The organism is Pantoea sp. NPDC088449, from assembly GCF_044753225.1.
GTDB classification, from domain to species: Bacteria; Pseudomonadota; Gammaproteobacteria; order Enterobacterales; family Enterobacteriaceae; genus Pantoea; species Pantoea floridensis.
This window is the reverse complement of record NZ_JBIVMT010000001.1, coordinates 2,302,811-2,316,403: the sequence shown is the minus strand read 5'-3', so window position 1 is coordinate 2,316,403 and position 13,593 is coordinate 2,302,811. Positions and strand designations below refer to the sequence as shown.

The window sequence follows — 13,593 nt, the reverse complement described above, 5'->3', positions numbered from 1 at the left end:
TAATAACTTAAAGGCTTAAACGCATGAGTCGGATAGCAACCGATTGGGTATGGAACCTTGATCTCAAGGCTTCTCAAAAGCTTCTTCTCCTTGCTTTGGCGGACAGGGCAGACGAGTACCACTGTTGCTATCCGAGCATTATGAGGCTTATTAAAGATACCGGACTCGATAAAAAGACCATTGGAAAATGGATTAGCCAGATGATTGAAGGTGGCCTTATTACCGACACTGGCGAACGCAAAGGTGCAACGAAGCGGGTCAGAGTTTTGAGGTTGAATGTCGATTCTGAATACCCCCGAAAACGGGGCGATTCAGTTCAGGCTAATCAACCCAAAACTGGTAATGTTCCCAAAAACGGGAATATACCCAAAAACGGGAGTTTGAATGCACCCAAAAACGGGTCTTTGAATGTACCCAAAAACGGGTCACTGAATCAGTCATTAGAACCAGTCAATGAATCTAAAAACATAACACCCGTTGCTCACGCAACGAATGCGGATTTCATACCGAGATCGCGATACGCATTCGAAGGCAACATCGTGAAGCTCAACCACGCAGACTTCGCATCGTGGCAAAAGCTCTACACAAACGTGGACCTGGTTTACGAGCTACAGAAACTCGATATCGAGTTCTCACATGAAAAACCAAAAAACTGGTTTATCACTGCCAGCCAGAAGCTCAGCTACCAGAACAAGCAGGCTGCGTGGCGGGGGCATTCAACGCCAGCCGGAGCGGACCAGCCACACTGGAACGATCTCAGCGAGTGGGAGAATAATTTCTTATGACAAATCGCGAAGCAGTTTTCGATGCTCAGCAGCAAGGCGAAGTCCCCGGTCTGGCAGGCAACTTTGAGCCGAAGGACAACCGCGGCGTAGATTCGTCCGTCGAGCAACTCGTAGACATTCTCTTTCGCAGTCTGAAGCTGGTCTTTCCGGCGTCCATCAGCACCACGCTGAAAGACCCACGGGATGAAGCCGCGGCAAAGCGTCAGTGGATAGCTGCATTTGTCGAAAACGGCATAAACTCAAAGCAGCAGCTTTCGGTGGGGATGAGACGTGCGCGAGCCAGTGGCTCACCGTTCTGGCCATCTCCCGGGCAGTTCATCCGCTGGTGCAAAGACGGTGAAAGTGGCGCTTTAGGGTTGCCGGATGAGAATGCGCTGTATGACATGGTCATGCGCTACAGCGCACGTCGTGGTCTGTATAGCTCCTCTGAGGCTTATCCATGGCAGGAAAACACCCATTACTGGATGGTCACAAGCCTGTACAGCCAGATGCGCGCCAAATGCCTTAGCGAGTCAGAGCTCCGTGGAAAATGCCGTGTTGAGTTGAGTAAGATGGCCAAACGGATAAAGGCAGGCGAGTGTATTCCAGCGCCTCGCCCTCAGATTGAGAAGCTTTATGCGCCAGTGAGCACTGATACGGCTCTTGGACATATCATGAAGATAAAAGCGATGTTGAAGGCTAAAGATACCCGGCACTAAGCTTGAGCATGCAAATTTCTATACTTTAAAATATTAATTTTTCAATTGAATTACTGTCAGAAAGGAAGGTATATTCACTTCAAATGACCGCTATATAATCACTGCGCAGTCACTATTACATAAAAAGGAGTTTATGTGGCTCTCTATAATATATCAAACAAGACTTTAACGCCGTTAGATAGAACAACGTTCACTATCGAAGGGCTACAAGAGCGATATGATTTACAGGAAGCAATTAAGAATAACATTGCCATTTTGGCTCCCGACTGCCTCGTCATTGCTGAAGAGTTTTCTGATTGGGAAGATAGCCGTCGCAGAATCGATATTCTGGCAATAGATAAACAGGCAAACTTGGTAGTCATTGAATTGAAACGAGATGAGTTTGGCGCTCATATGGAGCTTCAGGCACTGCGGTACGCCGCGATGATTTCAACAATGAGCTTTTCAAAAGCATGTGAATATTATCAGGACTACCTTTCAAAAAATGGATTGGAAATTGATGCCAGGGAGGGAATCCTAGATTTTGTCGAACTTCAGGACACTGAGCTTGTTGAGTTCGGAAAAGATGTGAGAATTATTCTGGCATCTGCAGGATTTAGCAAAGAACTCACAACTACAGCAATTTGGTTAAGGGATAAAGGCGTTGATATCAGTTGTGTTAAAATTACTCCTTATAACTTCAAAGGGGATGTTTTAATTAATGCTGAACAGATCATACCCGTACCTGAACTAAATGAATATCAAGTAAGGTTTAGAGAGAAAAGAACAGAGCAAATTGCAAGTCTGAGCAAGACGGAAAAGGACTATTCAAGCTATAAATATAAAGGGCTTGAATTGAATAAAAGGAAGTTAGCTTTGGAAATTTTCACTGATTGGATAAAAAAAGAAAACCCAGAGAGTCTTGAGGAAATTAAAAGTAAGCTTGAGGGCGTTATAAAGAACAGAACAATTGCCTTGGCTGATTCGGTAAGTGATGGCAGGAAAAACCGTTATCATATGAATGACGCTATAGAGCTTGCATCTGGTGAGCTTGTTGTAATATCGAATCAATGGGGCATAGTGAACATTGACAGGATTCTTAGTTTTTTCAGGCAGGATGGATTTGTTGTCGAAAAAATTGAAAGTGAATGATAAATGGATAATTTGAAACTTAAGAAAGGATTTATCTCGCATCCATCAGTACTTTATGAAAGACACTGTGAGGTGAAGGTGCAGCAATGGGCCATGATAGACCGTATTCATAATACACTGCACTAACTTCTTACAGCATAAGAGTGGTATCAGGAAAAGCTAACTATTTCTGCTTAACATAATGATTTAGATAAGAAGTACTACCGAGATTAAGTGTGATTAGTTAAAAGTTGGCACGTAAATACAAAGCTAAGAGTTTATTTTATCATTTTTGAAAAAAGGAATTGTTATGGCATGGCAGGTTATTAAGGGTTTTGTGAAAAGAATTGTTCTATCAAAAATGGCGAATGTCATTGTTGTGCTGATTTTTTGCATTACCACAGCAATGAACCTAATCATGGATAGTGATTTTGATAAATGCATAGTAGGCTTAAATGTGTTTCTATGCCTCTGGATTCTAACCTACTTCAGGGCGAAAACCCGTGAATTCAGCTTTGACTGGTTTTATGCTGTCTTGCCTCTTTTGTATGCTTTACTTGAGAGCATAAAAAAAACACTTCAGGAGCCGGATGTACAAAAAACCGTAGTTCATGGCGCGTTAGGGTTTCTGATTGGCCTTTCAATTATAGTTATTACCTATGGTTGTGAGATCAGGATATATTCAAAGCAATACGACCCTACATCGGTTAATAAATCAAGTATTCCACGCATACCTTTTGTTGATGCATTCTTTATCGTTGTAGTTATAAGCATTTTTGTTTTGGGGACCGTGTTGTTACCTATTTTCCCATAAGCCAACTGGATTGCATGTAAAGAGGCTGCTGCGTCATGGGAAGTTTGCCATACTCGGGCAGTTCATCAGCTGGTGCAGAAACGGTGAAAGTGGGGCTGCAGAGTTGCCTGACGAAACTTACCTGTATGACATGGTTATACGCTACAGCGTACGATGCTATTTGTATAACTCACCAGCGGCTTATCCATGGCATGAAAACACCCATTACTGCTTGGTCATAAGCCTCTACAGCCTGATGCGTGCGACATACCTCCGTGAGTCAGCTTTGAGTGCAAAGTGCAGTGTCGAGTTGAGAAAGATGACCAAGCGAATAAAGGGAGTTGAATACTTTAAGCATGTGTAGCTACAAGAGCTGTTTACAGTTAAACTATGATTGATCAAAAAGCGTGTTTGAGAGATGATTCTGCTCACGATGGTAACCATTAATATCTAAGTCTTTCATCAGTTAGCTATAAGGTTGATTATATTTAAACCCTACCGGGAAAGGTTAAAATGGCTAGTGCTAACCAGTTGAAATTATTAGTTAAAAACTTTATTTTGAGAGATGATAGAAAATTTCTAACTATAGTTTTACAAATTGCTGCACATGAAGCAAAAATTGGACACGCCAATCTCGCAAGTGAACTACGAGATTTGGTTGAAAAAGGTAAGTTATCTCTCAATCATAAAGGTGAAGATAGTTTTCCGCGCGTTCACTCTTCAAGTACAGCACAAATAAATCACTCTTCAAATGATTTATTTACCATTTCGCACCCTACTGTTTCGCTTAATGAAATAATTTTAAAGAAATCAGTTAGAGAAAAGGTGGAAAGATTTTTAGATGAAAATAAAAACTCGAAAAAAATAAGGAGCTATGGTCTTGCACCTCGGCGGCACGTGTTATTATACGGCCCACCTGGAACAGGTAAAACATTAACTGCAAGCGTTGTAGCAAATGAACTCCACTTTCCGTTGTTCACTGTACGAATGGATTCACTTATAACTAAATATATGGGGGAAACTTCTGTAAAATTAAGAAGTATCTTCGATTACATTTCTCATAATAGAGGTGTTTATTTATTTGATGAGTTCGATTCAATTGGGTCAAGAAGAACGATGGAAAACGATGTTGGTGAAATAAGAAGAGTTTTGAACACCTTTTTGCAACTAATGGATGAGCATTCATCTGATAGTCTTATCATAAGTGCCACAAACCATAAAGATATTTTAGATAGTGCATTGTATCGCAGGTTTGATGATGTAATTGAATATGATCTTCCTGAAAAGGAAAATTTAATTGAACTTATAAAAACCAAGTTTAATAGTTTCAAAATTGATATTTCTGATTGGGCAGAGTTGTTAGCAATAGCTAATGGTCTAAGCTTCTCGGAGGTGTCTAAAAGCTGTGATGATGCCATTAAACTAGCCATCATCACGAATAAAAAAACACTTCAGCAATTAGATCTTGAGAAAATACTTGCTGAGAGGAAAAGCTATAAATAAATTGGGGTTATATGAAAGGACACATTAAATTAAGTCCAGCACAGCGGCTATATGATTTCTCTCCAGTTCTCCCACCTGTCAAGATAAAAGCAAAGCCAGTTAAACGGAACGCTCACTTTGCCAAAGTCAAAAGCTCATTTACTAACGCAATCGAAAAGTTTAATGAGTCACAGGAATTTACCGATTATCACTTGAGTGAAAGTGAAAAGCCACAGCATCTAGTCCTAACTTTCAAAAAAAATCTAGATGTTAATGAAAGATTAGCATTGTCATCATTGAGTTCTCACGGGATGAGCCTTTTATCAGTCAATGAACTTGATGGAAGGGTTGTCGCCAATGTTTCAATGCCGATAAATAAAATAGGTAAACTTGAAGAAATACTTATTGAATATGGTACAAAAGATACTAAATATGATAAGCCTAAGAATCAAAGGTTCATTGAATCAATTTCAGAAATTGAGTTTGGCGATATAAAGTCCCTCTGGTTTAGCTGCAGCCCCTTGACGCAAGATGAAAATGAAATTCTTGATGTCGAGCTATGGTTAGATACATCGATCTTTGATGCTGATGTAATATTGAGAAAACTTGTTAACGCTGCTGAAAAATTAAATATAATAGTTAAAACAGACATCATAAAATTCAAAGATAGATTGGTTAAAATAGTATGCGCAACTACTAAGCAACTAACTGAGTTACAATTATTAATAGAAGCCATAGCGGAAATAAGGCCAGCTCAAACCATTAGTAATACTTTTTTGAATATGACACCTTCTGAGCAACATGAATGGATAGAAGGAATTAGTTATGACTACCATGAAAACTTGACTGCAATATGTATACTCGATACAGGTTTAAATTTCGCTCACCCGCTATTGAAAGAATTTACAAGCGAAGAATGCGTTCTTGTAGCTGAACCTCAATGGAATTTAAATGATGCGAAAGGTCATGGAACGTCTGTTTCTGGATTGGCTCTTTATGGAGATCTAAAAATTGCATTGCAAAACAAAAAAATTAATATTAATGCATTGCTTGAATCCGTTAAAATTCTTCCAGATTTCGGTGAAAATGAGCGAAGACTATATGGTTCCATAATAAGTGATGCTGTTTATAATATTGAATCAATAAGGCCATTTAACCAAAGAATATACACGATGGCTATTACATCGCCTTATGACTTAAGAGGCGTTCCATCTAGTTGGTCAGCATCAATAGATCTTCTTTGTAGTGGTTCTCCCGACGATGATACTCGCAGGCTATTTGTTGTTTCGGGTGGTAATATGGCTCCAGAGTATATCAAGGATTATCCAGATTCTAATATAACTGCGTCGATAGAAGACCCTGCTAATTCTTGGAATGCAATTTCGGTAGGATATTGGGCGAGTGAGGATAATGTATTAGAAAAGGGTTATGTTCCGTTGGCAGAATTGACAGATCTTGGCCCATCTTCAACAACATCTATGGAGTGGATAGCTACCTCGCCATTTAAACCAGATGTGGTTTTCGAAGGCGGTAACTATGGTCTTGATGGCGTCTATAACTTTGCTGCTGATCTTGAGGAATTAAGTCTGTTAACAACCTCAAATGATTTCAGTTCAGGCAGTCATTTCAATAATTTCATCGAAACGAGTGCGGCAACAGCAATCGCAAGTAATTTTATCTCTAAGGTTTGGAGCCAATATCCAGACTATTTGCCTGAAACAATTAGAGCTTTAGTCATTCATAGCGCGCAATGGCCTAAGAAAATACTTGAAAGATACCATCCTTTTAAAAACAAACAAGCAGTAATGAATATTTTAAGAACTGCCGGTTATGGATATCCTGAATTATCAAAAGCTATTACTAGTGGAGATAAATCGGTTAATTTAGTTATTGAGGAGAACATACAGCCATACAACCAAGAAGGTAAGATGAATAAAATGGCTTTGTATTCGCTCCCTTGGCCTTCTGAAGAATTAGAAAAACTTGGTGCCGAAGAAGTCAAACTTAGAGTAACACTCTCATATTTTGTTGAGCCAAACCCTGGAGAAAGAGGATGGGAGAATAAATTCAAATATGCATCGTTTGGATTAAGGTTTGATTTTAATTCTGCTGGTGAAGATTCACAGGAGTTTGTCGCAAGAATTAATAAGAAATTCCGGGAGTCTAATCCAGACTATGATATTGGAGATAGTGACTCTTCGAAATGGTTATTGGGACCAAATTTAAGAACTCGAGGTTCCATCCATAGTGACATATGGACTGGAACTGCAGCTGATCTTGCAGACAAAAAATATATCGCCGTTTATCCGGTAGGTGGGTGGTGGAAAGAGTTAAAAAAAGAAAATCGGCAAACGAGTATGGCTAGGTTTAGTCTGATAGTCTCCATTGAGACACCTAATAATAATTTAGAGTTACACAATAAAATAAGTCAACTTTTAAATGTGGAAACTGAAATACAAAATATCATAACTATATGAAAATGCGCCTCCCTAAATCATTCTAGGTTTGGGAGGTTTTTCTAATATATTTTGAATAATTCAAAGCGTTAGTTCATTTCTCAACCTGCTCCCCATTGAGTAACACCAAGATTTTTGAGGTAGCAGGTAACCTTTACTCAAAGCACTTTAGGCTTAGGATATGAGTATTTATACAGCATTAAAATATGATAAATTATAGCTAATTGAAGTCAGCATAACTAAGCGGTGCAGTTTATGAGCAATAAATTCAAGGTGATAGATCTCTTCTGTGGAGCTGGTGGGCTTTCCACTGGGTTTTGTCATGGGGAAAATTCGGCACACTTTGAAGGCATTCTTGCCATTGATAACGATGCTGCAGCGATCAAAACTTACAATGCAAACTTCAACTCACATGGCATCCAAGCCAATATTGAGGAATGGATTGCTTCAAATGAGATTCCGCCTGCCGATATCGTAATTGGAGGGCCACCATGCCAAGGATTTAGCCTTCTGAACAAGAACAGGGAAGGCGATCATCGCAGAGCCCTGTGGGAGCCCTATATGGACATCATTCAGCGCTCTGGTGCGTACATGTTCGTGATGGAAAATGTTCCTGGTCTGCTGAAAAGCGACGAGTTTGTCGATATTTCTTCCAGAGCTGAATCTATGGGCTTCGTGCTTCTAGACCCGAAAGTGCTGAACACTGCTGACTACGGTGTGCCCCAGACCAGGAAGAGAACTATAGCCATTGGTATCAAACGTGAATGTTTTGAGCTGGGTAACGTTCCCGCTTTTCCTCCAGCCCCTTCACATCGATCTCCGGAGAAAGCTGGCGCGCTTCCTGTCTGGATTTCTACACATCAGGCGATCGGGGATTTACCCGAACCAGTGGGTACTGAGATTCGAGATGAATTGCCTCCGATGAATCTTCACTTTGGTCGTAATCCAACTGAGATTTCCAGAGAACGGTATCTGGCGGTGCCTCCTGGTGGTAACCGTTTCGACTTACAGAAGAATCGACCTGATTTAACCCCTGCCTGCTGGATCAAAAAGACATCAGGCGGAACAGACTTATTCGGGCGCCTTTGGTGGGAAAGACCCTCTGTGACTATACGTACAGAGTTCTTTAAGCCGGAGAAGGGACGTTATCTTCATCCTGAGCAGCATCGCCCAATTACTCATCGCGAAGCCGCCAGACTGATGTCATTCCCCGATGATTTCATTTTTCATGGTTCAAAAACGGAAGTAGCACGTCAGATTGGTAATGCGGTACCGCCAAAATTTGCAGAGCACATTGCTCGCTTCGTAAAAAAAATAATGGATTCGAAAATCACTAATGGCAAGAAGATCAAAGCGAAAAGAACCGGAGCAATTGCGTAAAGAGTTGTTAAGTCTCATCGAAGCTTTTGAAAACAAACTTCAAAGCGACTCTTTGCGGGAACAAGTACTTGCTCTCGTTCCAGCCAACCACACTTTAAGAGACCTTGGAGGATCTTTAATCAGGGAAGAATCTGTAGATTCTGCTCGGGAAAGAATTCTTACCTATTTAAAGCGATACTCTAAGTGTCTGATACATGGTGATGAACTTATGGTAGTTGCTGGTATCAGTGAATACGCAAGGCGTATAAGAGAACTTAGGGTTCAATTTGGCTGGCAAATTTTGAGTGGTATCGTTCTTAAACAAATGATTGATGAAGGCGATTTAAAGCAATATGAAATTCATTTTGATTCCTTGAGTTCTTTAAAGACAGATACTTATGTATTAATGTCAATCGAGGAAGATTGGGAGGCTGCCCGCCGTTGGAATATTGCTAATGATATTCGAAAGAAAAAAGTAGGTATGAAGGAAAAAATAATAGAATATTTCCGACATAACGTTGGCCGGATAATTACAGGTGAAGAACTCGCCTATCTCGCCAATGGTAATAGTGAATGGGCTCGAAGATGTCGTGAGTTACGAACAGAGGATGGTTGGCCGATTGCAACAAAAAACTCTGGCAGGCCTGATTTGCCAGTAGGGGCATACATTTTAGAAGAAGATAGACAAGCAGAACCTCATGACAGAAGAATACCTGACATTGTAAGAATCCAGGTTTTAGAGCGGGATAAGCATAGTTGTAAAATATGCAACTGGAATTATAAAGATGTAATGCCGCATGATCGAAGGCATCTCCTTGAGCTTCACCATATCAAACACCATGCTAAAGGTGGTGAGAATACTGCTGATAATTTAATTACCTTGTGTAACGTATGCCATGACGACATACATAAAAGAAACCCTCCAATTCAACAACTCTATAAGTTGATTTAATGATATCGATAGTCGTTCAAAGTTATATCATTTTAACCCTTGGGTCCGTCGAGGTTTAGCTGGGTTGGTTTTTAATATGCTTTTTTTTTGTGTTGTTTAACTTCAATGTTATGATGGGGTTTAAGCATTTGAGTGTTATAAAACACTCAAATGCATTTCAAATATTACAGCTAAGTATGCGCGCAACTGAAATATTTGCGATAGCATCTTAAGATTATTTTAATTTAAATTATGAACTTTATTCTTCACATCACAGCCTATCAAAAATAGAACCTTTTCGAGGGACAAGGATTTTTTCATAAAGCTTCGTTGCATAGTCATCTGTCATTCCAGAAACATAATCACATATAACCCGCATACCCGCATTTTTACCTGAGCTAATCTGTCGATTGTAAACTTCTCTTGTTGATGCCGGTAAAAATCTATCAGGATCACTAGCTAATACACTAAACAGCTCGACAATTAACTTTTGTCCCTTAAATTCAAGAAGCTGCACGTTTTCATGTTTTATTACTTTTTCCTTGACCAGCTTGAAGATTTTTAATCTAAGTTTTTCTACGGCGTCGGGAAGGACCGCATTATATTTGAGCATTCCGGACTCGAAAGAGGCGTTCTTCACTTTGAGCTTTACGCTGGAAATCATCAAATGAACAAGCATACCGATGCACTCTTTTCGTTTATAGCTTTCACCAAAAAGACTATCAGCAATAGATTCGCTCGTCCCTGCGAATGTAATTCCGTGGCAGTTAGTAAAAAGGTTTTCATGTCCACAGAAATGTTGCATCCACATTTCTCGAGTCACCATTCCCAGAGAAATTGCGTCCTCTAAGTCATGAAGTGAATACGAAATTTCATCTGCAAGGTCCATGATTGTGGTATCAAGCGCTTTGTATGCGGCTTTTTTATGATCGACGTCTGTTTCACCATTTTCAAAAGAAGTAAATTGAGCGCGATCATCTTGAGAAAATGGTGAGAGAGCAAATTCTACAATGTCACTCTCTGAATCCAGATAACATTTGGGTGGTTTAAAATCAGATGACTTGAAGAGCCAGTTCAAACCTTGCTCAGGAGACGTAACTTTAGCCTTCTTAACTACTAAGTCTGAGTATTTGACCGGATACTTCAACACTCCCAGTAGAAGCCTGCGCGTAGGATCGAGGCCATGTTCCTGAGTGTATTTATCCAGCCTGGAAAGGATACGTAGCGTCTGACCATTACCTTCAAAGCCGCCATAATCTTGCATACAGTAGTTAAGAGCTACTTCGCCACCGTGACCAAATGGGGGGTGCCCGATATCATGAGCGAGACAGACAGCCTGCATCAGGTCTATATCTGGTAAAAACTGCTCTTCTTCTTTACCTTGATATTTGATTCTTAATTTAGCAAGAAGACCTGAACCAATTTGTGCGACTTCCATCGAATGTGTTAGTCGTGTGCGGTAAAAGTCACTTTCCCCTAAACCGAGCACCTGCGTTTTAGATTGCAATCTGCGGAAAGGAGAGGAGTGGATTAATCGGGAAAGATCGCGCTGTGCTTCGGATCGGATTTCTTCCTCGCGAGTGTCATTGGAACCTCGTCGCTCATCCCATACATTTTTAATTCTCTGAATCATATTATTCCTTTTGTTTTTGATCTATGAAATGTGGTTTAAGCTCAATGCTGAATTTGTATTGACCTAAGTTATTAATCTAATTGAATACTGTCTGTAGAAGGGTTTCAGTTCAGTTTTCATTGACTTTACATTTGGTAGCGAAGCTGTTCTTACATGCAACAATTAAATCATGAATTTAACTAATTAATAAAGGCGCACAGGTGGTTTTACTAGTAAATAGCTAACATAACGAATTATGCTTAGTAAGTTGATTTTTATGGTTTATTGTAGAGTTTTTTGCAGTTAGTGTGGTTTTAAGTACTTTCACAAATTTAAAATTAACTTATATCTGGATCATTTATGACGATTTCAGAGCAGATTATCAATGACAGACAGTCTTTGCATAAGCTTATTTGGTCGGAACCAGTTCAACAGGCAGCTGTTAAGCTTGGTGTCACTGAGGAGTTTCTGATTGCCAAATGCATAGAACTACAAATACCCAGGCCATTAGAGGGGTACTGGCGAGCGATTGCTAAAGGTATTGCACCGCCTGTTCCTTCACTACCCCGATACAAAGATAAGGAAAGTTTCAATCCCCCCAATCAGCCTGATGTACAGCAAGCAACTGAACCAGAAGGCGAGCAGCCATTACCCTCCGGTCCAAAGTCAGTTCCTAAGGGCAGGCCAAAATCACCTAATCGCTCCATCCAGGGGGCGCAGTTGTTTTCCGCTACCAAAGAGATTTTGGTCAAATCTCCTATCACTCAGTTGGGTTACTACAAGCCTTCAAAGCGCAAACTTTTCGATGTGAATGTTTCTGACACCGGTCTGAATGATGCTGAGACATTTCTGCTGAACCTGTTTGCTGCAATTGAAAAAAATGGCCTTCGTATTAGGCTGGCGGAGATGAGTGAAAGCCTTCGAAGAAGAGATATTACTGTCAGTGAGGATGGAAGCCGGGAATTTCTGTATCCATCGCTGTGGAAGCCCTCGGGCCCAAGCGTTATCTGTATTGAAGGCTTGAATGTGGGGTTCTCGCTGGTGGAGATGACAGAAGAGGTTCCGGTCAAACAGGTAAAGGGCCGTTACGTGCGGGACGAAAAGATGATCAACTGGTCCCGGGGGAAAAACTCAGCCGAACTGGACTACTACAGCCGGCGACATATACCCTGTGGGCGATTCCGGATTCAGCTTTACTCGCCGTATGAGCCTGAAGGCTGGCATCAGGTTTTCACACAAACCAAAACCTGTGGCCTGATAAGTCAGATACCCAAAATGATTAAAGCGGCGCAGTCAGCCGTTCCCATCATGAGAAAAGAAATCCAGGAGCAGAAAGAGCGCGCAGAGGCACAGCGTAAGCGTATCGAGCTGCAGATTATTGAGTATGAGAAGCGCGAGGTTATTCGGCGGAAGGAAGAGGCCTTCAAAAACAGCGTCAGTGAACTCCAGGGCATCATGACTAAGTGGGCAGAAGATATGCGGGTCGAGCAATTCTTCATAGACGCAGAAAAGGATATAGCGAACTGTGACCCTATACTGCAGGAAAAGCTCAGAGAGAGACTTAAAGCGGCCAAAGATTTTATGCAGGGCGAAACGGCGCTGGAGCGGCTTTTAAGATGGCGCACGCCTGATGAGCGACTGAAGTAGATTTGAACAGATTAGTGCAACTGCCGTATCAGGTTAAACTCTGCACTAATCCTGAATTTATTGTTGAGCCTGTCAAAATGGGCTGGGAGGACGTAAACATCACCTGTTTATCTTACTTATATGCAGAAGACAATAACTGTCCTCAGATGATATCAGGGAGAAGTAGGCTCAATGAATCAGACTCCCAGTAATGCAGCAAAGAGAGCTCCAGTCATAATCCCCATAAACGCGATGAAGGCGACAGCAGAGCTTGCACCTACAAAAGCAACTGTTTTCACCGTAGAAAGGTCTCTCCGTTCTATAGCGACTATCTGATTATAAGGGATAAGGTGCTCACTGCTGATGATGATACCTTGTGGCGTAGTACTTTGGACTGTTATTGTTTCATGCCTGCCATCTTTAAGAGTATATTTTACAACATCACCCGAATAGAGATAAGGATGGGTTTTATAGTAGGAATATTCATTGTTCAAACTTTCCTGATGGAGTTGGACAGGCTTGTAAGTCGAACATCCTGTCAGTGTAATTACCAATGCAAATGACACGTCACAGAGACTTTTAAAGGTATTCATCTTAGTTCCTTATAAATATTAAAAATTAATTAGTTGGTTTCAATGTGAAAACTGATAATTTTAACATTTCCATTGGTGGTCTCCTCAATTATGTTAGGTGTAAAAATATAAGCTCAGTTTGCATTCACTTTCATGATTATTTTTCTGT

Annotated in this window: 12 protein-coding genes; 10 read left to right on the top strand and 2 right to left on the bottom strand. The window is 40.7% G+C overall.

What is annotated here, in order from left to right; translation table 11 throughout:
- Positions 1-23: 23 nt before the first annotated feature.
- From ACIP6T_RS11065 to ACIP6T_RS11025, 9 genes are all read left to right on the top strand, one after another.
- A complete protein-coding gene (locus ACIP6T_RS11065; RefSeq protein ID WP_400456930.1) occupies positions 24-785 on the top strand; it encodes a helix-turn-helix domain-containing protein in 762 nt (253 codons plus the stop codon).
- Entirely contained in the window at positions 782-1,483 is a 702-nt protein-coding gene (locus tag ACIP6T_RS11060; protein ID WP_400456928.1) for a replication protein P, read from the top strand. The genes ACIP6T_RS11065 and ACIP6T_RS11060 overlap by 4 nt, the downstream gene beginning before the upstream one ends.
- A 135-nt stretch (positions 1,484-1,618) precedes the next feature.
- Positions 1,619-2,614, top strand: coding sequence for a hypothetical protein (locus tag ACIP6T_RS11055; protein ID WP_400456926.1), 996 nt, complete (start codon positions 1,619-1,621; stop codon positions 2,612-2,614).
- Between the two features lie 289 nt (positions 2,615-2,903).
- Positions 2,904-3,407 (top strand): hypothetical protein, encoded by a 504-nt coding sequence (locus ACIP6T_RS11050; protein ID WP_400456924.1) that lies wholly within the window; start codon positions 2,904-2,906, stop codon positions 3,405-3,407.
- Positions 3,370-3,750 carry a replication protein P gene (locus tag ACIP6T_RS11045; RefSeq protein ID WP_400456922.1) on the top strand — a complete coding sequence of 127 codons (381 nt, stop codon included), beginning with the start codon at positions 3,370-3,372 and terminating at the stop codon, positions 3,748-3,750. Before ACIP6T_RS11050 ends, ACIP6T_RS11045 begins: the two co-directional genes overlap by 38 nt.
- A 149-nt stretch (positions 3,751-3,899) precedes the next feature.
- On the top strand, positions 3,900-4,889 hold the full coding sequence (locus ACIP6T_RS11040; RefSeq protein WP_400456920.1) for an AAA family ATPase: 990 nt from the start codon (positions 3,900-3,902) through the stop codon (positions 4,887-4,889).
- A gap of 11 nt (positions 4,890-4,900) precedes the next feature.
- Complete coding sequence (locus ACIP6T_RS11035) at positions 4,901-7,345, top strand: S8 family peptidase (protein WP_400456918.1); 2,445 nt, start codon at positions 4,901-4,903, stop codon at positions 7,343-7,345.
- Positions 7,346-7,579: 234 nt separating this feature from the next.
- A complete protein-coding gene (locus ACIP6T_RS11030; RefSeq protein WP_400456916.1) occupies positions 7,580-8,704 on the top strand; it encodes a DNA cytosine methyltransferase in 1,125 nt (374 codons plus the stop codon).
- The gene (locus tag ACIP6T_RS11025; protein WP_400456914.1) at positions 8,661-9,635 is read left to right on the top strand and encodes an HNH endonuclease; all 975 of its coding nucleotides are present in this window, start codon (positions 8,661-8,663) and stop codon (positions 9,633-9,635) included. Before ACIP6T_RS11030 ends, ACIP6T_RS11025 begins: the two co-directional genes overlap by 44 nt.
- Positions 9,636-9,885: 250 nt before the next feature.
- On the opposite strand, the gene ACIP6T_RS11020 is transcribed toward ACIP6T_RS11025, so the two are convergent.
- On the bottom strand, positions 9,886-11,247 hold the full coding sequence (locus ACIP6T_RS11020) for an anti-phage deoxyguanosine triphosphatase (RefSeq protein WP_400456912.1): 1,362 nt from the start codon (positions 11,245-11,247) through the stop codon (positions 9,886-9,888).
- A gap of 339 nt (positions 11,248-11,586) precedes the next feature.
- On the opposite strand from ACIP6T_RS11020, the gene ACIP6T_RS11015 reads away from it, so the two are divergent.
- Positions 11,587-12,873: a hypothetical protein gene (locus ACIP6T_RS11015; protein WP_400456909.1), complete on the top strand. Its 1,287-nt coding sequence runs from the start codon at positions 11,587-11,589 to the stop codon at positions 12,871-12,873.
- 176 nt (positions 12,874-13,049) lie between these two features.
- On the opposite strand, the gene ACIP6T_RS11010 is transcribed toward ACIP6T_RS11015, so the two are convergent.
- Positions 13,050-13,445 carry a hypothetical protein gene (locus tag ACIP6T_RS11010; protein WP_400456907.1) on the bottom strand — a complete coding sequence of 132 codons (396 nt, stop codon included), beginning with the start codon at positions 13,443-13,445 and terminating at the stop codon, positions 13,050-13,052.
- Positions 13,446-13,593 lie beyond the last annotated feature (148 nt).